At 63.6% G+C, this 22,382-nt stretch carries 23 protein-coding genes; 14 read left to right on the forward strand and 9 right to left on the reverse strand.

Annotated elements, in window-relative coordinates; all coding sequences use genetic code 11:
- Nucleotides 1–8: 8 nt before the first annotated feature.
- The 4 genes from nusB to ftsY are packed head-to-tail and all read right to left on the reverse strand — an operon-like array spanning nucleotide 9 to nucleotide 3,465.
- A complete protein-coding gene (gene nusB, locus VDP79_RS12120; RefSeq protein WP_323018445.1) occupies nucleotides 9–491 on the reverse strand; it encodes a transcription antitermination factor NusB in 483 nt (160 codons plus the stop codon).
- Nucleotides 484–1,002 (reverse strand): 6,7-dimethyl-8-ribityllumazine synthase, encoded by a 519-nt coding sequence (gene ribH / locus VDP79_RS12125; RefSeq protein ID WP_323018446.1) that lies wholly within the window; start codon nucleotides 1,000–1,002, stop codon nucleotides 484–486. The genes nusB and ribH overlap by 8 nt, the downstream gene beginning before the upstream one ends.
- Nucleotides 1,003–1,017: 15 nt before the next feature.
- Nucleotides 1,018–2,199: a bifunctional 3,4-dihydroxy-2-butanone-4-phosphate synthase/GTP cyclohydrolase II gene (gene ribBA / locus VDP79_RS12130; protein WP_323018447.1), complete on the reverse strand. Its 1,182-nt coding sequence runs from the start codon at nucleotides 2,197–2,199 to the stop codon at nucleotides 1,018–1,020.
- A 36-nt stretch (nucleotides 2,200–2,235) separates the two neighbouring features.
- The gene (gene ftsY / locus VDP79_RS12135; protein ID WP_323018448.1) at nucleotides 2,236–3,465 is read right to left on the reverse strand and encodes a signal recognition particle-docking protein FtsY; all 1,230 of its coding nucleotides are present in this window, start codon (nucleotides 3,463–3,465) and stop codon (nucleotides 2,236–2,238) included.
- A gap of 61 nt (nucleotides 3,466–3,526) precedes the next feature.
- Between ftsY and VDP79_RS12140 the strand changes: the two genes are divergently transcribed.
- Nucleotides 3,527–4,156: an RsmD family RNA methyltransferase gene (locus VDP79_RS12140; protein WP_323018449.1), complete on the forward strand. Its 630-nt coding sequence runs from the start codon at nucleotides 3,527–3,529 to the stop codon at nucleotides 4,154–4,156.
- Nucleotides 4,153–4,662 (forward strand): pantetheine-phosphate adenylyltransferase, encoded by a 510-nt coding sequence (coaD, locus tag VDP79_RS12145; protein WP_323018450.1) that lies wholly within the window; start codon nucleotides 4,153–4,155, stop codon nucleotides 4,660–4,662. The genes VDP79_RS12140 and coaD overlap by 4 nt, the downstream gene beginning before the upstream one ends.
- 48 nt (nucleotides 4,663–4,710) lie before the next feature.
- Here the strand turns inward: coaD and VDP79_RS12150 are convergent, their stop codons facing one another.
- Together VDP79_RS12150 and VDP79_RS12155 are read right to left on the reverse strand one after the other, a co-directional pair.
- Nucleotides 4,711–5,097: an MOSC N-terminal beta barrel domain-containing protein gene (locus tag VDP79_RS12150; protein WP_323018451.1), complete on the reverse strand. Its 387-nt coding sequence runs from the start codon at nucleotides 5,095–5,097 to the stop codon at nucleotides 4,711–4,713.
- 23 nt (nucleotides 5,098–5,120) lie between these two features.
- Nucleotides 5,121–7,703: an AsmA family protein gene (locus tag VDP79_RS12155; RefSeq protein ID WP_323018452.1), complete on the reverse strand. Its 2,583-nt coding sequence runs from the start codon at nucleotides 7,701–7,703 to the stop codon at nucleotides 5,121–5,123.
- 329 nt (nucleotides 7,704–8,032) lie between these two features.
- Here VDP79_RS12155 and VDP79_RS12160 point away from each other — a divergent pair, with 329 nt between their 5' ends.
- The 7 genes from VDP79_RS12160 (at nucleotide 8,033) to VDP79_RS12190 (ending at nucleotide 14,815) form a co-directional block, all read left to right on the forward strand.
- Complete coding sequence (locus VDP79_RS12160) at nucleotides 8,033–9,151, forward strand: Re/Si-specific NAD(P)(+) transhydrogenase subunit alpha (protein WP_323018453.1); 1,119 nt, start codon at nucleotides 8,033–8,035, stop codon at nucleotides 9,149–9,151.
- Nucleotides 9,151–9,459, forward strand: a complete 309-nt coding sequence (locus VDP79_RS12165; protein WP_323018454.1) for an NAD(P) transhydrogenase subunit alpha — start codon at nucleotides 9,151–9,153, stop codon at nucleotides 9,457–9,459. The genes VDP79_RS12160 and VDP79_RS12165 overlap by 1 nt, the downstream gene beginning before the upstream one ends.
- Nucleotides 9,456–10,892 (forward strand): NAD(P)(+) transhydrogenase (Re/Si-specific) subunit beta, encoded by a 1,437-nt coding sequence (locus VDP79_RS12170; RefSeq protein ID WP_323018455.1) that lies wholly within the window; start codon nucleotides 9,456–9,458, stop codon nucleotides 10,890–10,892. The genes VDP79_RS12165 and VDP79_RS12170 overlap by 4 nt, the downstream gene beginning before the upstream one ends.
- Nucleotides 10,893–11,026: 134 nt before the next feature.
- The gene (locus tag VDP79_RS12175; RefSeq protein WP_323018456.1) at nucleotides 11,027–11,767 is read left to right on the forward strand and encodes a flagellar brake protein; all 741 of its coding nucleotides are present in this window, start codon (nucleotides 11,027–11,029) and stop codon (nucleotides 11,765–11,767) included.
- 188 nt (nucleotides 11,768–11,955) lie between these two features.
- The gene (locus VDP79_RS12180) at nucleotides 11,956–13,224 is read left to right on the forward strand and encodes an NAD(P)/FAD-dependent oxidoreductase (RefSeq protein ID WP_323018457.1); all 1,269 of its coding nucleotides are present in this window, start codon (nucleotides 11,956–11,958) and stop codon (nucleotides 13,222–13,224) included.
- Entirely contained in the window at nucleotides 13,221–14,156 is a 936-nt protein-coding gene (locus VDP79_RS12185; RefSeq protein ID WP_323018458.1) for a 4-hydroxyproline epimerase, read from the forward strand. Before VDP79_RS12180 ends, VDP79_RS12185 begins: the two co-directional genes overlap by 4 nt.
- A gap of 2 nt (nucleotides 14,157–14,158) precedes the next feature.
- A complete protein-coding gene (locus VDP79_RS12190) occupies nucleotides 14,159–14,815 on the forward strand; it encodes a GntR family transcriptional regulator (protein WP_323018459.1) in 657 nt (218 codons plus the stop codon).
- A gap of 42 nt (nucleotides 14,816–14,857) precedes the next feature.
- Here the strand turns inward: VDP79_RS12190 and VDP79_RS12195 are convergent, their stop codons facing one another.
- Nucleotides 14,858–16,339, reverse strand: a complete 1,482-nt coding sequence (locus VDP79_RS12195; RefSeq protein WP_323018460.1) for an aldehyde dehydrogenase — start codon at nucleotides 16,337–16,339, stop codon at nucleotides 14,858–14,860.
- 10 nt (nucleotides 16,340–16,349) lie between these two features.
- Nucleotides 16,350–17,228 (reverse strand): 4-hydroxy-tetrahydrodipicolinate synthase, encoded by an 879-nt coding sequence (gene dapA / locus VDP79_RS12200; protein ID WP_323018461.1) that lies wholly within the window; start codon nucleotides 17,226–17,228, stop codon nucleotides 16,350–16,352.
- 220 nt (nucleotides 17,229–17,448) lie between these two features.
- On the opposite strand from dapA, the gene VDP79_RS12205 reads away from it, so the two are divergent.
- Nucleotides 17,449–17,637, forward strand: coding sequence for a 4-oxalocrotonate tautomerase (locus VDP79_RS12205; RefSeq protein ID WP_323018462.1), 189 nt, complete (start codon nucleotides 17,449–17,451; stop codon nucleotides 17,635–17,637).
- A gap of 5 nt (nucleotides 17,638–17,642) precedes the next feature.
- On the opposite strand, the gene VDP79_RS12210 is transcribed toward VDP79_RS12205, so the two are convergent.
- Entirely contained in the window at nucleotides 17,643–18,020 is a 378-nt protein-coding gene (locus tag VDP79_RS12210) for a DUF4168 domain-containing protein (RefSeq protein ID WP_323018463.1), read from the reverse strand.
- A gap of 241 nt (nucleotides 18,021–18,261) precedes the next feature.
- Here VDP79_RS12210 and VDP79_RS12215 point away from each other — a divergent pair, with 241 nt between their 5' ends.
- From VDP79_RS12215 to VDP79_RS12230, 4 genes are all read left to right on the forward strand, one after another.
- Complete coding sequence (locus VDP79_RS12215) at nucleotides 18,262–18,924, forward strand: thiopurine S-methyltransferase (RefSeq protein WP_323018949.1); 663 nt, start codon at nucleotides 18,262–18,264, stop codon at nucleotides 18,922–18,924.
- Between the two features lie 108 nt (nucleotides 18,925–19,032).
- Nucleotides 19,033–19,341, forward strand: a complete 309-nt coding sequence (locus VDP79_RS12220; RefSeq protein WP_323018464.1) for a high-potential iron-sulfur protein — start codon at nucleotides 19,033–19,035, stop codon at nucleotides 19,339–19,341.
- 61 nt (nucleotides 19,342–19,402) lie between these two features.
- Nucleotides 19,403–20,422: a UDP-glucose 4-epimerase GalE gene (gene galE, locus VDP79_RS12225; protein WP_323018465.1), complete on the forward strand. Its 1,020-nt coding sequence runs from the start codon at nucleotides 19,403–19,405 to the stop codon at nucleotides 20,420–20,422.
- Between the two features lie 113 nt (nucleotides 20,423–20,535).
- Nucleotides 20,536–22,314, forward strand: coding sequence for a methyl-accepting chemotaxis protein (locus VDP79_RS12230; protein WP_323018466.1), 1,779 nt, complete (start codon nucleotides 20,536–20,538; stop codon nucleotides 22,312–22,314).
- Nucleotides 22,315–22,382: the final 68 nt, after the last annotated feature.

The raw sequence follows: 22,382 nt of genomic DNA on the forward strand, positions 1-22,382 counted from the left end.
CGGGCGCGTCAACGGCGCGCAGTGGATTGCACCTCGGCGGCGCGGACTTCGGCAGCCAGTTTGTCCAGCACCCCGTTCACGAAACGATAGCCGTCGGTGCCGCCAAAGGACTTGGCCAGTTCAACGGCCTCGTTGATAGCGACACGGTAGGGCACCTCGACGTGATGAACCAGTTCAAAACTGCCGATCAGCAGGACGGCATGTTCGATCGGCGACAATTCGGCCAAAGGCCGGTCGATATAGGGCACAAAGCTGGCGCGCAAGGATTCCGCCTGGCGGGCAGCCCCCTGCAACAAGGTCTGGTACCACTGGGTATCCGCTTGGTCGAAACCTTCGCCGTCTCGGATGTGGGCATCGATTTCACCGAGCTCGCCCAGATCGGCGCCGCCGCGCAGCAGCCAGGCATAAACCCCCTGCAACGCAAATTCGCGCGCCATGCGGCGGGCGCTACGGGCATTGGCCCGCCCGTTACGCGCCTTGGGTTCAGTCATCGGCATCTTCTTCGAAATCCTCGTCGTCCTCGTCGTCGTCCTCATCCGATTCAGGTTCGAGTGCGGCGACCAGATTGGCCATTTCGACGGCAGCGCGCGCGCAGTCGCGCCCCTTGTCGGCAGCACGCACCTGGGCCTGCTCGTCGGTCTCGGCGGTCAACACCCCATTGGCGACCGGAATACCGGTTTCCAAGGCGATACGGCTGATCGCCGAAGCCGATTCATTGCTGACGATTTCAAAGTGGTAGGTTTCGCCACGGATCACGGCGCCCAGGGCGATCAGGGCATCGAATTCGAAGGTTTCAGCCATCTGGGCCAGCGCCACGCCGAGTTCCAGCGCGCCCGGCACGGACACGATCATGATGTCGCGTTCGTCCACACCCAGAGCGGCCAGCTCGTCGAGGCAGGTTTGCAGTTCGGCTTCGCCGATTTCAGCGTTGAAACGGGAACGCACGATGCCGATGTGCAGGCCTTCGCCGTTCATGTCGGGGGTCATCACATAAGGGTTCATAATCGCGATTCCATATCAGTTGTTGGCGTTGGGCACGCCAGGTTCGTTATGGTACCCCGTAATCGTCAGGGAGAACCCTGTCATGCTGGGCATTTTTCGTGGCCGCGCCAGCAGGCGGGCCTGCCCGACGCCCAAGTCTCGCAGGATCTGGGCGCCGATCCCAAAGGTGCGCAAACCGTGCCGCTCGCCATCGGGTACTGCCGGTTCCATGGGGGCATCGCCCGGGCTGCGGGCCCAGGCATCAAACTGGGCAAACAGCAGATCGGCTTCGCCGTGGCAGTTCAGCAGCACCAGGACCCCGCTAGGCGCGGCAACAATCGTCTGCAGGGCTTGGGGAATGGTCCAGCTGTGCCGGGTTGCGCCTTCGCACAACACATCCAGCACGCTGGTGGGTTCGTGCACACGCACCAGGGTTTCCACATCGGCGCGAATCTGCCCGTGCACCAGGGCCAGATGCGGCGCGTTCGACGCGCGATCCCGATAGGCCACGGCCTGGAATTCCCCCCAGGGCGTCGTCACGGCACGCTCGACCAGGCGTTCGACCATGGTTTCGTGTTCGCTGCGGTACTGGATCAGATCGGCGATCGTGCCGATCTTCAGGCCATGTTCCCGGGCGAACACCATCAGGTCCGGCAAACGCGCCATGGTGCCATCGGGCTTCAGGATTTCGCAGATGACCGCCGCCGGCGTCAGGCCGGCCATGGCCGTCAGGTCGCAGCCGGCTTCCGTATGGCCAGCCCGCACCAGCACGCCCCCCGGCACGGCGCGCACCGGAAAGATATGTCCAGGCTGCACCAGATCGGCCGGACGGGCATCCCGCGCCACTGCCGCCTGGATGGTCCGGGCGCGATCAGCGGCTGAGATGCCGGTGCTGACCCCCTGGGCGGCCTCGATCGAGACGGTGAAGTTCGTGCCGTAGCGCGTGCCGTTCTGATTGGCCATCAATGGCAGCTGCAACTGTTCGCAGCGTTCTTGCGTCAGCGTCAGGCACACCAGGCCACGCGCATGTGTCACCATGAAATTGATTGCGTCGGGCGTGACGAAATCGGCCGCCATCACCAGATCGCCTTCGTTTTCGCGGTCTTCTTCGTCGACCAGAATCACCATATGGCCCGCGCGCAGCTCGGCCACGATTTCCTGAACAGGTGCGATCTCGAAGGACGATGGCGCGTTGCGCGCCTCGGTATCCGTACTCATTTCAATACTGTCCCAATAAAAGACGATGACGCTATTTTAGCGATTGTCCAGCAAAGCCCCGGCAAATTCCGCCGCCACGAACGGCTGCAGATCCTGCATGCCCTCGCCCACGCCGATCCAATAGACCGGCACCGGCCGCACCCCCTGACTGCCTGCGGCCACCGCCGCCAGCGTACCGCCCTTGGCGGTGCCATCGAGCTTGGTGACGATCAAGCCGGTCAAACCCAGCGCAGCATCGAAGGCGCGAATCTGCGCCAAGGCATTCTGGCCGGTATTGCCGTCCACCACCAGCAGCACTTCGTGCGGGGCCCCGGCATCGGCCTTGCCGATGACCCGTTTGATCTTCTTCAGTTCTTCCATCAGGTGCAACTGGGTGGGCAGGCGGCCCGCCGTGTCCACCAGAACCACATCGGCAGCCCGCGCCCGTCCGGCATTCACGGCGTCAAACGCCACCGCCGCCGGGTCGCCGCCCTCCTGGGCGATCACGGTCACGCTGTTGCGGGCGCCCCAGGCCACCAGCTGTTCACGGGCAGCGGCGCGAAACGTATCCCCCGCCGCCAGCAGCACCGTCGCCTGGCGCGCCTGCAGCGCATGGGCCAGTTTGCCGATTGACGTGGTCTTGCCCGCCCCGTTCACCCCCGCGATCATCACCACCATGGGCGCGGCCTCGCCGACGACAAAGGGTTTTTCCAGCACGCGCAGATGATCGGTCAGGATGTCCTGCAAGGCGGTTCGAACCGCATCGGGCTGATCGATACGCTGTTTGCGCACGCGCGCGCGCAGCTCGCCCAACAGTTTGTCGGTGGCTTCGACCCCGGCATCCGCCATGATCAAAGCGGTTTCCAGTTCTTCGAACAGGTCTTCATCGACCTTGACGCCGACGAACAAGCCCCCCAGGTTCTGGCCCGTGCGCGACAGCCCCCGCCGCAGGCGGGACAGCCATGACCCGGTGTCTGCTTCCGGCGTCTGGGCAGTCGCCTGGTCCAGGCGCGCCAGCGGGTCGCCGGACGCATCCACCGCCTCTGACCAGGGATCCGGCGGCGGGATCAGGCCGGGCGGCGCGATATCCGCCGCAGCGGCCTCTGCGCCCTGATCCGGCGACTCGGCCGGACTATCGGAGACGGCATCGGGGACATCGACGCTGATGACCCGGGCTTCCGGCGGCAGCTCGGTAGGGGCAACCGGCGCGATCTCGGGCTCGTCGACCGGCAAAGCGACCATATCCGGCTGCGGCTGGGGTTTTTTGCGTTTAAAAAAACTGAACATAGGCTTTACACTGAACGATCCGGCGAACGCCCGACGCCGTGCCGAACATCACGGGCCGCGCATGAAAAAACATCAGATCCGTATTGTAGGCGGTCAGTACCGCAAAACCCCGATTCCGGTGCCGGACAGCGACCACTTGCGTCCGACGCCGGACCGGGTGCGCGAGACGCTGTTCAACTGGCTGGCGCATTTCTGGGACGGCGCCTTTACCGAACGTCGGGTGCTGGATCTGTTTGCCGGCACGGGGGCGCTGGGTTTCGAAGCCGCATCGCGCGGTGTGGCGCTGGCGCAATTGGTGGAACAGGCGCCGGCCGCCCTGGCCGGCCTGCGGGCCGTACAAGGCCGTCTGCAAGCGCCAGCCATCCGCATTCATGCGGGGGATGCGCTAGCCTACCTGCAGTCTCTGCCCGCCCCTTCATTCGATCTGCTGGCGCTGGACCCGCCCTTTGGCGGCGACTGGCTGACGCGAGTGCAACCGCTGATCGGCCGCGCCCTGGCGCCAGGCGGGCTGTTGTATCTGGAATCGGGCTCGGCGCTTGGCGATATCCCTGCCGGCTGCTGCCTGCTGCGCCAAGGCCGGGCGGGGCAAGTGCACTATGCTCTATTGCAATTTGCTGCAATGCAAAAAAATCGTAATAATGAGCGACTGGAATCGGGCTGCGATTCCTTTACCCGATCGGAGAGTGCATGATCACCGCCGTCTATCCCGGAACGTTCGACCCCCTGACTCGCGGACACGAAGACCTCGTGCGTCGCGCTGCCAGCCTGTTCGACCAAGTGGTGGTGGGCGTCGCCGTCAGCCAGAACAAACGCCCTTTCTTCAGCGTCCAGGAACGCCTGGAAATCGCCGAGGAAGTCCTGGGGCACTACCCCAACGTGCGCGTGCGCAGCTTTGGCGGTCTGCTGAAGGATTTCGTGCGCGAACAGGAAGCCCGGGTCATCGTGCGCGGCTTGCGCGCCGTATCCGATTTCGAATATGAATTCCAGATGGCAGGCATGAACCGCCACCTGCTGCCGGAAGTCGAAACCCTGTTCATGACGCCATCGGATCAGTACCAGTTCATTTCCGGCACCATCGTGCGGGAAATCGCCATCTTGGGCGGTGACGTCAGCAAATTCGTGTTTCCCTCGGTCGAGCGCTGGCTGCACACCAAGGCCAAGGCGCTGCGCGAACAACAGGGCACGGCCAGCAGCTAGCCGGTCTTTACCTACCCGGCCGCCTGGCTTGCGCGCCCAGGCTGGGCCTTACGCCCGGTCAGGCCAGCTGACCGCCTCGGCATCCGGGTGGACCTTCAGCAATTTGCACGGCTGCCCCAGCCATTCGGTAAACCAGGCCGCTGCCAGATCGCCTTCGTCCACGGTCCGCACTGCTGCCGACCCTACCTGCGCCATACGGTCCACACTGGCATCGTCTTCGATCACATCCAGCGGTACATCCAGGCGCAGCATGCCGGGCGCCCTGATCACCAGATAGCCAAAACGCAGGCTGAGTTCCAACTGCGCTAAGCGCGGCGCGCGGCCCGGGTCCAGCCAGGCATCCGTCTGATCGACGATCAGCCAGCGACGATCGTAGGCGACGGCGTCATTCAGCGCCGGACCGCCGGCAATGGGTTGGGCGGCAGAAGAGGTCATCAAGGTTTCCTTGTTCAGAGGGTTCATTGGCCCAGCAGGCCCTTCAAGGCATTGCCGATGCGCTCGACCGGATCAGACTTGGTCGCGGCATCGGACCGATGCGGTTCGGGCTCGGGGCTGGGCAGGGCCTGCTCGATCAGGTCTTTACCCTTGATCAATTCCATCAGTCCCGATTTGACCGCCTGCTGGATCGTCTGATTGCGGATGGAGGCCCACTGCACCACAAAATCCGGCTGCGACCAGGCCCCGGTCACCTGAACGGGAATCGTCACCCCCGCCAACGATGCCAGCGTTCCCGCCAGCGGCTTGGGCGGGCGCGCAGCGACCTGGGCGAGCAACTGCAGATCCAGACGCTGGCCCGGCACATCGATCAAGGCGGGCTTGCCCGCCGTCACCCGCACCAGACTGGCAGCCAGCAGCAGCTTGGATACTGTGCCTTGTCCGTCCTTCAGGTCGACACGGCCTTCCAGCGTACTGAAGGGCGTACTGCGCTGCTTTTGAAAAGGCGAGGCGACCGCATCCAGACGCCCCTTCAGGATATTGCCCAAAGCTGCGGCGACTTCGGACAAGGTCAGCGAGGCATCTATCCCCTGTACCGCGCCATCACGCACCTGCCACGAGGCCCGACCCGCCAGGCCTCGCAGCCAGGCATCGACCGTATTGCCCTGGGTTTTCAGGTCCAGCTGAACCGCGCCCTGGCCGGACAGCAGATTCCGGCCCAACGCGGCCTGCAAAAAGGGCTCCACCGCCACCTTGTCCAGGTTCAGTTTCAGGCCCAGCGTCTGATCGGCGGCCACACGCGCCTGGGCGGTCAAGCCGCCACCGTACAGTTTCGCCGTCAGTTTGGGCAGGGTCAGCACGCCATCTGCGACCTTGACCGGGGCGTCTACCTGGGTCAGTTGCACATCCCGCACCCGCAGGTCAGCGACGCGCAGATCACCCTGGATATCCTGTCCCTTCAGGAAGGATAGATTCATCTCAGCCGGCACTGCCGGGACCGGGGCGCCGCCAGCGACCGATTTGCCATCCTGCTTCGCGGAAGCGGCGCCTTCTTGGCCGGTCGTTGAGGGCGCACGGGGCGCGTCCGCCGGTTTTGGCAGCCACTGATTCAGATCGAGCTTTTCAGCATTCAGGGAAAACCGGATGCTGGGTTGGGTCGCCAGATGCGTCGCCGTGGCTTTCAAGGCAGTCTGCCCGCCATCCATCACGGCATTCAAGTCAATGTCCAGGACATCGCGCACCAGATCCAGATGCACGCTGCCTATCATAGGAAATTCATTGGCGGCCTTGGGCTGGGCCTGATCCCGCAGGATCACATCCCCCTTCAGGGCCGTCAGCGCCCCCTTGCGCAACGACGTGTCCCAGGTCAGGGGGGAAGCCATCTTGATCTGCACCAGACGCTGTCCCTGCGTCAGGGCGCCATCCAGACTGACCTTGCTGAACTGCCAGTCGTTGGCGTTGCCGCCCAGACCTTCCAGCCCCAGGGACACCGCCAGGGTCTGATCCCCGGACGACTTCAGCGAGGCCGCCACCGGATCCGCCTGGGCCGACTCGGGCGATATCGCCAGCGCCGGCGCATCCAGGGCAAGCTCTAGATTGCGTCCCTGGTCCTGGCCGGAGGCCCGCAAGGCGAGCTTGGCGACTTTCAATTCCAGGTTACGCGGATCCAGATGCAGCTGACCTGCAGTCAGACTGGCCTTGAGGCCCTGGATAGGATGCGCGCCGACAATGTCGCCCGTCAGGGTCAACTCCAGATTGCCGGCCGTCAGGCGGCGTTCGCTGCCCTTGTAGCCCAGATTGCCTTTCAGCGTGGCATTGGCCTGATCCAGATTGCCCAGGCGTCCCGTCAGCTGGACGTTGATTTTCTGCGCCGAATAATCGCCGCGCCCCCCCGGATTCAGGCGCAACAGCGCCTGAGCCTGCAACTGGGCATCCTGCACAGGGTCGTCTCCGGCCACTTTTGCCTTGAGCAACACATCAAAAGGCTGGTCGTACGTCACGCGCCCGGTGCTGGCCTCGATCCCCGACAAGGTCGTGGACAAGCCGCTGCGCTGATCCAGATAGTGGATCTGCCCCCCCTTGAGCTCCAGCCCCGCGATATCGATGTTCAGATCGGAACGCTGATCGGCATCCGCCGTCGGTTCGCTGGCGACCGCCCCCGCCGCCACGGCGGCTGTCGGCGCAGACGAGGCCGCCGCTGCATGGCCGGATTCCAGCAGATCACTGAAATTGAAGCGCCCCTTGGCATCTCGCACGACCCAGGCCTTCAGGCCTGAGATCGCGACATGATCCACCACCAGCTGATTGGATAGCAAGGGCCAGATCGCCACGGCAAACCTGGCGCCGTCCACGGAGACGAAAGTATCCTTGGACTGATGATTGGACAGCGCCACGTCGCTGACCGACAGGCCGATGCGGGGAAACAGGGATAGCTCGATATCCCCGCCGATGGTCAGGGTCCGCGCATACCGGTCGAACACCAGTTTTTCCAGCCGCGACTTGTAGGCGTTCGGATTGAAGGTCAGCAGGAAAATCGCCAGACCGACCACAGCCACCAACAGGGCCACGACCAGGCTGAACAGAACCCGCTTCAACCAAACATTCATGATGAATCCCGCATATCCAGAGTGCACGCCGCCACCGGGGCGGACAATAAGCGAAATGCTAACCCATGCCCGCCTCTGATAGTCCCCGAAACCGGCGAACGTGGTGAGGTTTATGTCGCAAAATCTTAGCAAACATGCAAAATACGGATTGATATAGCCACAGGCCATATGTAAATCGTCACGCCGCGCTGTGTTTCAAACACCGATCCCCGGTACCATGATCCACTGCCGGGCCAGCAGACGATCCCTACGCCGCCGCCTGTTCCGGTAAAAAAAAATACACAAGGAGAAACCATGCCCACGTTTGTCTTGAGCCCGGAGGAACCGCCATGCAGGTAGGCATCCCCCGCGAAACCCTGCCCGGCGAAGCCCGGGTCGCCGCCACCCCGGAAACCGTTAAAAAACTGGTTCAGGCCGGCCATCAGGTCCGCCTGGAACGCGGCGCCGGCCAAGCCGCCCGCTACCGCGACAGCGACTACGAACAGGCGGGCGCCATTCTGGCAGACGCCGCCCAGGCCTTGGGCAGCGAACTGGTCCTGAAGGTCCGCCGCCCGGACTCCGCCGAACTCGCGCAGATGAAAACCGGCAGCGTACTGCTGGGCATGCTGGATCCCTTCAACGCCGATGGCTTGAAAACCCTGGCCGATGCCGGGCTGACCGCCTTTGCCCTGGAAGCCGCGCCCCGCACCACCCGCGCCCAGAGCCTGGACGTGCTCTCGTCCCAGGCCAATCTGGCCGGTTACAAGGCCGTGCTGCTGGCCACTCAGTATTACGGCCGCATCTTCCCCATGATGATGACCGCCGCAGGCACCCTGAAGGCTGCCCGCGTGGTGGTGCTGGGCGCCGGCGTGGCCGGCCTGCAGGCCATCGCAACGGCGCGGCGCCTGGGTGCTGTCGTCGAGGCATCCGACGTGCGGCCCGCCGCCCGCGAACAGGTCGAGTCCCTGGGGGGGAAATTCATCGACGTGCCCTACGAAACCGACGAGGAACGCGATATCGCCCAGGGCGTGGGCGGCTATGCCCGCCCCATGCCCGCCGCCTGGATGGCCCGCCAGGCCGAGTTGGTCGCCGAGCGCTGCAAGCAAGCGGACATCGTCATCACCACGGCGCTGATTCCAGGGCGCCCGGCGCCGGTGCTGATCCAGGCCGACACGGTCGCGGCCATGAAGCCGGGCTCGGTCATCGTCGATCTGGCCGTCGAGCGCGGCGGCAATTGCCCTCTGTCAGTGGCGGGCGAAGTCGTGGATCATGACGGCGTGACGCTGGTCGGACTGGACAATCTGCCCGCCTTGCTGGCAACGGATGCATCCGCCCTGTACGCCCGCAATCTGCTGGATTTTCTGAAGCTCGTCATCGATGCCGAAGGGCGCTTCGCGCTGCCCGCCGACGACGACATCATCAAGGCCTGCCTGGTCTGCCAGGACGGCAAGGTTCTAAGGAGCGCCTGATGGAAGCGGTCAACCCGACACTCATCAATATCATCATCTTCGTGCTGGCGGTCTACGTCGGCTTTCATGTGGTCTGGAATGTCACACCGGCGCTGCATACGCCCTTGATGGCAGTGACCAACGCCATTTCCGCCATCGTCATCGTCGGCGCCATGCTGGCCACCGGCCTGACGGACGGCGGCCTGGCGCAGGGCATGGGCGTGCTGGCGGTCGCACTGGCCGCCGTCAATGTCTTCGGCGGCTTTCTGGTGACTCAGCGCATGCTGGAAATGTTCAAGAAAAAAGAACGCAAAGGGGGGCAGGCATGATTTCGGCCAATCTCGTCACCCTGCTCTACCTGATCGCCTCGGTCTGCTTCATCCAGGCGCTCAAAGGCCTATCCCATCCCACGACATCCCGCCGCGGCAATGCCTTCGGCATGATCGGCATGGCAATCGCCATTCTGACGACGGCCGTCCTGATCATCGGCCTGGCCCGGGATGGCGCCGCCACCCTGGGACTGAGCCGCGTCATCCTGGGACTGCTGATCGGCGGCAGCATCGGCACGGTGCTGGCCCGCAAGGTCGAAATGACCAAGATGCCGGAACTGATCGCCTTCATGCACAGCATGATCGGTCTGGCGGCCGTTGCCATCGCCACCGCCGTCGTGGCGGAACCGCATGCCTTCGGCATCGCGGCGGCAGGCGCCCCCATTCCGACCGGCAACCGCCTGGAACTGTTCATCGGCACGTTTGTAGGGGCCATCACGTTTTCCGGTTCGGTTATCGCCTTCGGCAAACTGTCGGGAAAATACAAATTCCGCCTCTTCCAGGGTGCGCCGGTGGTCTTCCCCGGCCAGCATCCGCTGAACCTCATCCTGGCCATCGTCATGCTGGCCTGCGGCTTCTGGTTCATGGCGACGCAGTCCTGGCTGCCTTTCGTGTTGATGACGGCCATCGCCTTCCTGCTGGGCGTGCTCATCATCATCCCCATCGGCGGCGCCGACATGCCAGTGGTCATTTCCATGCTCAACAGCTACTCGGGCTGGGCAGCCGCAGGCATCGGTTTTTCCCTCAACAACCCCATGCTGATCATCGCGGGTTCGCTGGTGGGCTCGTCGGGCGCGATTCTGTCCTACATCATGTGCAAGGCCATGAACCGGTCCTTCTTCAACGTGATCCTGGGCGGTTTCGGGGCAGAAGCCTCTGCCGGCGGCAGCGCGGCCACAGGAGACCGCAGCGTCAAATCCGGCAGCCCCGACGACGCTGCTTTCCTGATGAGCAATGCAGACACCGTCACCATCATCCCGGGCTACGGTCTGGCGGTCGCGCGGGCGCAGCACGCCCTGAAAGAACTGGCCGGCAAACTGTCCAGCCAGGGCGTCACGGTGAAATACGCCATCCACCCGGTGGCCGGCCGCATGCCGGGCCACATGAATGTGCTGCTGGCAGAAGCCGAAGTCCCTTACGACCAGGTCTTCGAAATGGAAGACATCAACAGCGAATTCGGCCAGACCGACGTCGTGCTGGTCCTGGGCGCCAACGACGTGGTGAACCCGGCGGCCAAGAACGATCCCAACTCGCCGATTGCGGGCATGCCTATCCTCGAGGCCTACAAAGCCCGCACCATCATCGTCAACAAACGGTCCATGGCGGCAGGGTACGCGGGGCTGGACAACGAACTGTTCTACATGGACAAGACCATGATGGTCTTCGGCGATGCGAAAAAAGTGCTGGAAGACATGCTGAAAGCCCTGGAATGACCCTCTTTCGCCAGTCCCGGCCCTACCGGCCGGGACATCCAGACTTTCCCGCATGACAGCCGACGGCCCGTAGATCCGGGCCGATTTCGTTTAAAATTGAAACTAGTGTTATTACATTTCAGCATTTGCATACTATGGCCATCGAGGAAAACGATCCCTTTGCGGTTTCGCAAAAGCTCGACATACAGAACATTCTTCAGGGTCTGCTGGACAAGCGCGCCCTGGTGCGTCTGGATGTCCCCGGCCATGCCGTTTCGATCATCTCCACCCTGCTGGAACTCGATCTCAAAAAGGGTTTTCTGGTCCTCGACAATGCGTCCGACGATACGGTGAACTCCCAGCTGCTGCGGGCGCCCGCAGTGCGTCTGCAGGGCATGCTGGATCGCGTTCTGATCGAATTCCGCGGCCATCTGCAGCCCACCATGCAAGGCGGCAAACCAGCGCTGTCCATGCGCTGGCCCGACCAGCTGCGCCGCATCCAGCGGCGTGAATTCTTCCGCATGGACGTCCCCACCACCAATCCAGCCACCTGCCTGATTCACGACGCATCTCTGCCCGACGGAAAAATCACGCTGCCTCTGGCCAATATCAGCGCCGGCGGCCTGCAACTGATCGACCGCAACAAAATTCTGGCAAACCAGCCCATCGGGGCCTTTTTCGACGATTGCATGCTCGACATGCCTGGCATCGAGGCCCAGGAAGTCAGTCTGCGCCTGCTGCGCCACGACCAACTCATCCAAGAAGGCGACAAACCGCCGTTGCTGGTGGTGGCTTGCCGGTTTTTCAATCTGCCTGCCAATCGCCAGATCACCATTCAGCAGTACGTCGGCGTCCTCGAACGCGCCATTCTGGCTCGCCGCTGGGGCACCGAATAAGACCCGGCGCCACAGGCGCTGGCTCGATCTCGTAAATATATTTATTGCATATTTACATGGGCTGTGCCACCATGAAAGCGGCGTCCCGCGCCGCGCACCCATCCGGGCCGATGCTGCCACGACGCTTTCTCTGAACCCATGACCGTCCGCCAGGTCTGGCGGACGGACGGCTGCATCCCAAGGACCCCATGCACGCGTCTTCCTGCGATATTGCCATCATCGGCGGCGGCATCATCGGCGCCAGTTGCGCCCTGGCCCTGAGCGAAACCGGCCAGCACGTCATCTTGATCGAACCCCAGGACCTGGCCAGCGGCGCCAGCAAAGGCAACGCAGGCGCCCTGGCCTTTGCCGACATTCTGCCGCTGGCCTCGCCCCGCATCCTGCGCAAAGCCATCCATTGGCTCTTCGACCCTCTGGGGCCGCTCAGCCTGCCGCCGGCCTACTTGCCACGCATCGCCCCCTGGTTGCTGCATCTGTGGCGCTCCAGCCTGCCGGACCGCTACCCCGCCAACATCCGGGCGCAAGCTGCCCTGATGGCGCTGTCTCAAAGCGAAATGCAGGCCCAGCTGGAACGCACCGGACTGAGCCATCATCTGCATAGCCAGGGCGTGCTGGAAGTCTACGAAGGCGCGCCCCGCTATCAGGCCTCATTGGCCACCGCGCAATGGCGCGAACGCTACGGTATCGAAACCCGCCTGCTGCAAGGCGCAGACCTGGCTGCCCAGCAGCCCGGTCTGGCAGCGCGCTTCACGCACGGCGTCCTGATCCCCGAATGGCGCAATGTGGCAGACCCGCAGGCGCTGGGTCAGGCACTGGGAGAACAAGCCATCGAGCGCGGCGTGCAGCTGCTGCGCCAATCTGTGCGCTGGCTGCGACCGGCAGCCGACGGGGTGCAGCTGATTCTGGAAGACGGCAGCCAGTTGCAGGCCCGCCAGGTCGTGCTGGCAGCCGGCGCACGGTCCCACCAGCTGGCGCGAGGCCTGGGCGACCGCATCCCGTTGGAAACCGAGCGCGGCTACAACACCACCTTGGCGCCTGACGCGCTGGATCTGCGCCAGCAAGTCACTTTCAGCGACCACGGTTTCGTCATTTCACCGCTGACTTGCGGTATCCGGGTCGGCGGCGCCGTCGAACTGGCAGGCCTGAACCGTGCGCCCGACTATCGTCGCGCCCAGACCATGCTGGACAAGGCCAAGACCTTCTTCCCCGAGCTGGATACATCGGGAGGCACCCAATGGATGGGCTTTCGCCCCAGCCTGCCGGACTCCCTGCCCATCATCGCCCGGTCGCCACGCCACCCGGCGGCCATCTATGCCTTTGGTCACGGGCACCTGGGCCTGACCCAAAGCGCCGCGACAGCCCGACTGGTGCGCGACCTGGCGATGCATCAGCCTCCCGCGATCGACCTGCACCCCTACCGGGTGAACCGGTTTTCTCTTTTTGGCGCCCGCTCATGACACGCATCTCTATTCTGGATTCCCATACCGGCGGCGAACCGACCCGCCTGGTGCTCGACGGCTTTCCCGATCCGGGGCCGGGCGATATGGCCCAACGCCGCGCCCGGCTGGCAGCACAGCACGACGACTGGCGCAAAGCGGTCATTCTGGAACCGCGCGGCCACGACGTGCTGGTCGGCGCGCTGCTCTGTCCGCCCCAGGACCCCGCATCCGCGGCCGGCGTGATCTTTTTCAACAATACCGGCTACCTGGGCATGTGCGGCCACGGCACCATCGGCCTGATCGTATCCCTGGCCTATCTGGGGCGCATCCAGCCAGGCGTGCACCAGATCGAAACACCGGTCGGGCCGGTCGCAGCGACCTTGCACTCAGACGGCAGCGTCAGCGTGCGCAACGTCCCCTCCTACCGCCACCGCAAGGACGTCACAGTGGACGTGCCTGGGCTGGGGCCGGTCACCGGCGATATCGCCTGGGGCGGCAACTGGTTCTTCCTGACCCATGCCCTGGACAAGGTCTATCCCGGCGCCGACACCCGGCAACTGACGGAATACGCGGCAGCCATCAGCGATGCGCTGGACACACAAGGCATCCGGGGGCGCGATGGCGGCCTGATCGACCACATCGAACTGTTCGGCAACGATCCCGACGCCGACAGCCGCAGCTTTGTCCTGTGCCCCGGCAAAGCCTATGACCGTTCACCCTGCGGCACCGGCACCAGCGCCAAAATCGCCTGCCTGGCCGCAGACGGCAAACTGCAGCCCGGCCAGATCTGGCGTCAGGCCAGCATCATCGGCAGCCAGTTCCAGGCCAGCTACGAACCCGGCCCCGACGGCACAGTCATCCCCACCATCCGCGGGCAAGCGCACATCAGCGGTGAAACGACCCTGATTTTGCAGGATGGCGACCCCTTCGCCTGGGGAATCCAGGCCTGATCATGCCCACTACCACGCCCCCCACAAAAACCCGCGCCACCGAAGCCGCCTACGATGCCATCGAGCAGCTGATCGCCACCCTGCAGCTGGAGCCCAACCAGCCCATCGTGGAAAGCGATCTGATCCGCCTGACCGGCCTGGGACGCACTCCCATCCGCGAAGCGCTGATGCGTCTGGTCGCCAGCGGCCTGATCGAGCAACAGCCGCGCCGAGGCCTGCGCGTCAGCGAAATCCGCATCGCGGAACACCTGATCCTGATCGATACCCGCCGGGTCTTGGAGCGCCTGATTGCCACGTCCGCCGCCCGTCGAGCAACCCCGGACCAACGGGCCCGCCTGCTGCAATGCGGCCAGGACATGGTGGATGCCGCGCAGCGCGGCGACCTGGCCGCCTACATGCAGGCCGACCAGGCGCTGGATCGCATCAACCATGAAGCCTGCCGCAATCCCTATGCGGTCCAGGCAATCGTGCCGATGATCATTCAATGCAGACGGTTCTGGTACGCCTACCAGCACGAAGGCGACCTGGAACGGGGCGCGCGCAGCCACCTGCTCGAAGTCCAGGGCATCCACGCCAACAACCCTGAACAAGCGGTCGCCGGCGCGGATGCCCTGATGGACTATCTGATGGAATTCACCCGCACCGTGATAGAAGCCTAGCCCCTACAGAAGAAGGCCCGGCCCGCGCAGCGTGGGGGCCCCCTAATTCACATACCAGATGGTTTTGGTTTGCTGGTATTGGTCCAGGGCTTCCAGGCCGTTGTCGCGTCCGCCGAAGCCGGACTGTTTATAGCCGCCGAACGGGGTGGAGATGTCGCCTTCGGAAAACCCGTTGATGGACACCGTACCCGCCTGGATGGCACGGGCAACACGCTGGGCGCGGCCGACGTCCCGGGTATACAGAGAAGCGGCCAGACCATAGGCGCTGTCGTTGGCCAGTTCAATAGCCTCGGCCTCGGTCTCGAAAGGCGTCACCGCCAGGATGGGGCCGAAGACCTCTTCCCGGAACAGACGCGAATCTGCCGTCACCTGATCGAAGATCGTCGGTTCGACGTACCAGCCGCTGCCCAGATCGGCATGGACGCGCCCGCCATGCACCAGACGCGCGCCTTGGGCGGCGGCATCGTCCAGAAAGCTGCGCACCTTGTCGAAATGCGCGCGCTCGACCATCGGGCCGATCTGCACGGATTCGTCAGTGGGCAGGCCGACCTTCCAGGCAGACAGCCGTTCGCGCAAACGATCCAGCACGGCATCCTTGATGCTGTTTTGCACGATCAGACGCGACCCGCAGCTGCAGTTCTCGCCCATATTCCAAAATGCCGCCGCCAAGACATGATCGACCAGACCATCCAGATCGGCATCTTCGAAAATCACCTGCGGGCTCTTGCCGCCGCATTCCAGCACGATTTCCTTCAGATTGCTCTCGGCGGAATACTTCAGGAAATAGCGTCCGACCTCGGTTGAACCGGTGAAAGACACCACATCCACATCCATATGCCGGCCCAATGCCTGACCGGCTTCCTCGCCCAGCCCCGTGACCAGCAGCAGGGCTTCCGGCGGCACGCCCGCTTCGTAGGCCAGCTGCGTCATGCGATAAGCGCTCAGCGAGGTCAGCTCTGCCGGTTTGACGATGACGGAATTGCCCGCCACCAAGGCGGGGGCGACCTTCCAGGCGTACATCTGCGCCGGGAAATTCCAGGGCAGCACGGCGCCGACCACGCCGATGGGTTCCTTGACGATCAGGCCCAGGGCTGCCGGGCCGGTCGGGGCGATGCGGCCAAAGCACTTGTCGATGGCCTCGGCGTACCAGCGGAAGGTATCCAGCGTGGCGGGCATGTCGGTATTCAGACATTCGGTGATCGGCTTGCCCGCATCCACGCAATCCAGCGCGGCCAGTTCTTCCGCGTGCTGCGTCATCAGGTCGGTCCAGCGCAGCACCACCTGCTTGCGTTCCGCTGGCGCCAATTGGGACCAGACGCCGGATTTGAAGCCGGCGCGGGCGGCCTTCACCGCCCGATCGACGTCAGCGGCGGTGCCGGCCTCAATCGCGCCGATCCGGCTGTTGTCGATGGGCGTGGTGTTATCCAGGCGTGCGCCTGGGGCGGTATGGCCCGGAATCAGGTTGCCGGCCCACAGGCTGCCCTGACGGGCCAATTCGAAAATCTGTTCTTTGGTCTGCGGCATCGTGATCTCCTTAGCCCTGGTAGGCATCGAGCATATGCAGGAATTCCTGCGCATCGGCATCCGGCAGGGGCGCCAGCGGCAGGCGCACCGTGCCGGCCTCGACGCCATGGCGGCGGCAGCCCAGCTTGGCCTTTTGGTTGTAATCGCCGGATTCCATGGCCAGGATGACCGGATACATGCCCGCCATGAGCGAGCGGACCTCGTCCCAACGGCCCGCGCTGGCGGCCTTGACCATCGCCACCTGTTCAGCCGGGAAGACATTGGCGCCGCCGCTGATCCAGCAACGCACACCCCAGAACAGGAAATCTGCCGCCATGTCGTCGGACCCGCTGATGATCTGAAAATCCGGAATGCGGGCCTGGATCAGGTGCAGCGCGCGATTGAAGTTGCCGCTGCTTTCCTTGATGGCGACGATATTGGGGATCTTGGCCAGCTCGATCACGGTTTCCACGGCAATCTGCACCCCCACGCGCTGCGGGAAGTCATACAGGATGATCGGCAGCGGCGTCGCAGCCGCGACGGTGCGGAAATGCTGCAGGATGCCCGCCTGTTCCGGCAAGCTGTAGGGAGGCGTCGCCAGCATCAGGCCGTCGTATCCCAGCGCCTGCGCACGCTGCGCATGCGTGATCGATTCCGGCGTGGACAGCGCATTGATTCCGGCGATGGTCTTGACCCGCCCCTGGGCGGCTTCCACCACGGTGCGCAGGACCAGATCGCGCTCTTCAGCGTCCAACGCATAGTATTCGCCGGTGGTTCCGCAGGCCACGATACCGGCCACGCCCGCTTCGACGAAATGGTTCACCAATTGCGCCAACGCCGGCGCATTGACCTGGCCGTCCGCCGTGAACGGAGTAATGATGGGAACCAGGATACCTTCGATGTTCATCATGCGTTTTCCTCTGAAAGTGCAATAGGCCGGGGGATCTGCTGCCTACCGGCGCCCTGATCCCCTGCGATATGAGCACAGTCTAGTATCCATTAAATATATTATCAACATATTTAATGGATTTGCTGAGAGAAGCCTGCCACCGGCGGTCCGCCGCCGGGTCGCTGCCGCCTCTGCGAATATGCTAGGCTTGCCAGTCCTTTCTCTTATTCACGGAGACGTCATGCCCACCATGCACATCGAACTGTTCGAAGGCCGCACGGCGGAAAAGAAGCGCGAACTGGTTCAGGCGCTGACCGAGCGCACCTGCGAAGTGCTGGGTTGCCAGCCGGGGGCGGTGGATATCATCCTGACAGAGATCCGCAAGGATCACTGGGCCACCGGTGGCGTGCTGTGGTCTGAAAAGACGTAGCTAGCTTACGGCTGCTGGCCGACCAGCCTTTCGACCTTTTTGCGCAATTCCGGGTCCTTGCGCACAGCGTGGCTGATGCCGTTGTATTCGGCCACGCTCATCCCGCCGGATTCGACGCGATCCACCATTTTCTGATCCGCCTCGACCCTGACCGCCTGCTTGGCATTCTTATCCTGGGCGGACTCCAGACGAGGCTGATATTCCGCGACCACCCCGCTGACAGCCCGCACGGCGATGGCATAACGCTGCAGCTGCTCATCCGTCGGCTGATCAATGGCTTCGTAGGCAGCGCCCGGACCCGCCGCACGCACCGCCGTCATCGGCCCTGCCAGACCCAAAGCAATCACGGAAGCGGCCATGAACGCTTTCATCAACTGATTCATTTCGGACTCCTGATAACGCATGAACAACGCTTTCATGATGGCGGCCGTCCGCCCTGGTTTCAAGTTTCCCGATGCTGGGTCCTGTAACGGCATACCACGAGACAGCCCTCCGGGAAATGCATCAAAGCAGCTACACTGATCACACAAGAAGAGTCCTGATGCGCCGCCCGGCCATCCGCCGATGCCGTGCGCCGTATTGCCACCTGGCACCCAGGCTCACTCCAGGATGGAACACATACAAATGGATACGGATTTCTGGCTGCAACGCTGGGCGCATGGACAGACCGGCTTTCATCAAAACCGGGTCATGCCCCTGCTGCAGAAACACTGGCCGGTGCTGGCCCTGCCCGTCGGCAGCCGGGTGCTGGTCCCCCTGGCAGGCAAATCGCTGGACGTCGCCTGGCTGGCGGCTCAAGGCCACCACATCCTGGCAGTAGAACTGTCGCCCCTGGCAGTCGAACAATTCTTCGCTGACCATCATCTGACGCCCTCCGTGCGCGACCTGCCCCAGGGCCGTCTGTACCAGGCCGAGGGCATTGACTACCTGTGCGGTGACATTTTCAATCTGGACGCCGCCATGCTGGCCGAGTGCCAGGCCTGCTATGACCGCGCTGCTCTGATCGCCCTGCCGCCCGAACTGCGCGCACGCTATGCCGCGCACGTCTACGGACAGTTGCCTGCAGGCTGCCAGACCCTGCTGCTGACGCTGGACTACCCCCAGGCCGAAATGGACGGGCCCCCCTTTGCCGTGCCGGAAACCGAGGTACAAGCGCATTTTGGCGCGCGCTGGCAGATCGACAGGCTGGAAATCCGCGACGTGCTGGCCCAGGAACCCAAATTCGCCGCACGCGGCGTCACCCGCATGCACACCACCGTCTACCACCTGACAGCCCAAACCATCTGAGCGCCGCCCACAGCACACGCCCGCCCGGCAACTTGCCACATCGGTCCGCCAGGCGAATAATGGGCCTCAAAAGACATACCGGCCCGCGGGGGTCCTTCAGGAATCCCCATGAAAACTTCTCGTCGCACCTTCTTGATCAACAGCGCAGGGCTGGTGTCCAGCTTGGCTCTGTCCCGTCAGGTTCTGGCCGCCGACCACGTCGACGAAAACAGTCCCCTGGCCAAACAGCTGGGCTACAAGCACGACGCCACCCAGGTGGACCAGGCCAGCCAGGCCAAATACAAGCCCGGCGAACACTGCGCCAACTGCCAGCTCTATCAGGGCAAACCGGGCGACGCCTGGGGGCCCTGTCCGATCTTCAGCGGCAAGGATGTCGCTGAAAAAGGCTGGTGCAGCGCCTATACGCCCAAGGCCTGAACGCTTCCGCCGTCCTGCAAACTGATAGCATGGGGGTTTCCCATCGCATCGGTTTTTGACCATGACGCTTTTGATCACGGGCGGCGCCGGCTACATCGGTTCGCATACCGTGCTGGAATTCCTCAGCACAGGGCAAGACGTGCTGGTGCTGGACAACCTCAGCAACAGTTCACAAGAATCGCTGGCGCGGGTCGCAGCCCTGACCGGCCGCACGCCTGCCTTTGTTCAGGGCGACGTACGCGACCGGGCGCTGCTGGACCAGCTGTTTTCCCGGCACGCCATCAGCAGCGTGGTGCATTTCGCCGGCCTGAAGGCCGTGGGCGAAAGCGTGCGCAAACCCTTGCAGTATTACGACAACAATGTCACCGGCACCCTGGTACTGTGCCAGGCCATGGCAGCTGCCGGCGTATATCACCTGGTCTTCAGTTCGTCCGCCACGGTCTACGGCGACCCGGCAGACATGCCGATCACCGAGTCCTGCCCGACTGGCCGGCCCACCAACCCCTACGGGCAATCCAAACTGATGGTCGAACAGGTCCTGCAGGATCTGGCCGCCGCCGATCCGCGCTGGTCCATCGCCCTGTTGCGCTATTTCAATCCCGTCGGCGCTCACGCCAGCGGGCGCATCGGCGAAGACCCGCATGGCATCCCCAACAATCTGCTGCCTTACATCAGCCAGGTCGCTGTCGGACGCCTGCCTCAGGTCTCGGTCTTCGGCAACGACTACCCGACCCCGGACGGCACGGGGGTCCGCGATTACATTCATGTGGTCGATCTGGCCCTGGGCCACCTGGCGGCCTTGAACTATCTGCAGCAGCATACCGGCCTGCAGACCTGGAACCTGGGCACCGGCACCGGCTATTCCGTGCTGGACATGATCCATGCATTCGAAGCCGCCTGCGGCCATCCTATTCCCTATGCGGTAGCTCCCCGTCGCCCAGGAGACATCGCCGCCTGCTGGGCGGACCCCGGCAAAGCTGCCCGCGATCTGGGATGGCGGGCGCAACGCAATCTGGCGCAGATGATGGCCGATGCCTGGCGCTGGCAATCCGGTAATCCAGACGGTTATGCGGGCGGCTGACGACCCGCATTACAGAAACTAGGCGGACTTTCCCAGCCTACTGCACAGATCAAGCGTATAGGGTTTTCCCTAATATAGAGGCTATCGTCCTTGGATACGCCCCGGTAAACCCCATGAAAAATCTCAAGATCAGCACGCGGCTGGCTGCTGCGTTCGCCTTTTTGCTGCTTCTGTCTCTGGTGCTGGCCTCGATCGGCATCTGGAATGCCCGGAATTCCCAGAGCATCACCCGTGAAATCGTCGAGCGTCAGCAAATCAACCAGCTGATGACGGAATGGGTGCGCGCAGTCGAAGTCCGGGCCAATCAAGTGATCGGCTATGTCCTGGTGTCTGACCCAGACGTGATCAATCATCTGAAAAGCGGCATCGATGCCGCCACGGCCAACATCACCCGCTATGACACCCAAGTCCGCGCCCTGCTGACGGCGGCCGAATCCCTGCACACGTACGACGGCATCCTGAAATGGCGCGAGCAGTACCTGACCGCCATGAATGCCGCATTCAAGGCATTGGATACCCACCAGTCCATCGTCGCCACCGACATCATCCGCGATCAATTGCCCGATCTGGCCAAATCTTATATCAACAGCATCGACGAGCTGCGCGCCTTTCACCAAAGCGGCATCAACGCCGCCCAGGCCCGCTTGGCTGACAACGCCCAGACCGACGAAAACATCCTGATCATCGCCACGATCCTGGCCTTCCTTCTGGGACCGCTATTTGCCTGGCGTGTCATGCGGGCCATCACCCGCCCGCTGGCTGATGCGGTATCGGTCGCCGAACGCATCGCGCACAACGATCTGAGCCGCCACATCCACAGCGACGCCACCAACGAAATCGGCCAGCTGCTGCAGGCCCTGGGCCGCATGAGCCAGAAACTGCATGGCACGGTCAGCGAGGTGCGCAGCGGCGCCAATTCCATCGCCTCGGCCGCCAGCCAGATTTCCGCCGGCAACCTGGACTTGTCCTCGCGCACCGAAGAACAGGCCAGCTCCCTGGCCGAAACCGCCGCCACCATGGAGCAGATCACCGCCACTGTGCGCCAGAACGCCGATAACGCCCAGCAGGCCAATTCCCTGGCGACCGCCGCCGCCAAGACCGCCAGCGATGGCGGCGCCCTGGTGTCGGAACTGGTCGGCACCATGGGGGAAATCGACAGCAAATCCCATCAGGTCGCCGACATCATCGGCGTGATCGATTCCATCGCCTTCCAGACCAATATCCTGGCCCTGAACGCCGCCGTCGAAGCCGCCCGCGCCGGTGAACAAGGTCGCGGCTTCGCCGTGGTCGCCGCCGAAGTCCGCGCCCTGGCGCAACGATCCGCCGCTGCCGCCAAGGAAATCAAGGATCTGATCGACACGTCCGTCAATGCCACCACCAAGGGCAACGAGCAGGCCGCGCGCGCGGGCGACACCATGCAGGAAATTGTCGACAGCATCAACCGCGTCACCGACATCATGGGCGAAATCAGCGCCGCCAGCCGCGAACAGACCACCGGCATCGAGGAAATCAATTCCGCCATCACCCAGATGGACGATGTCACCCGGCAAAACGCCAGTCTGGTCGAAGAATCCGCTTCCGCCGCCGGCAGCCTGCAGGAACAGGCCGATACGCTGGCCCAGCTGGTGGCCACGTTCAATCTCGGCACAGAGGCAGACACTCTTGCCATCGGACAGCAGCCGCGCAGCAACGCTGCCAATCACCCCGCAGCCCAAGCCTCACGCCTGGCCTTGGCGTCTGAAAAGGCTGTCAGCCAGGCGTCGCAGCGCGCGCGCCATCGCACCCACACCAAGGCCGAACCCGGCGCTGCCAGCCCTCGTCGCCCAGCCCTGCGGGCGCCAGGAAAACCTGCTCCGGCCACGACCGATACAGCGGAATGGGCTGAGTTCTGATCCACTGACGGCCTGTTCTGCAGGCCGTCAGTGTGCTCCTCGAGAAAGAAAAAGCCCCCGACACGGCC

Source organism: Castellaniella sp. (genome assembly GCF_034675905.1).
GTDB lineage: Bacteria > Pseudomonadota > Gammaproteobacteria > Burkholderiales > Burkholderiaceae_B > Castellaniella.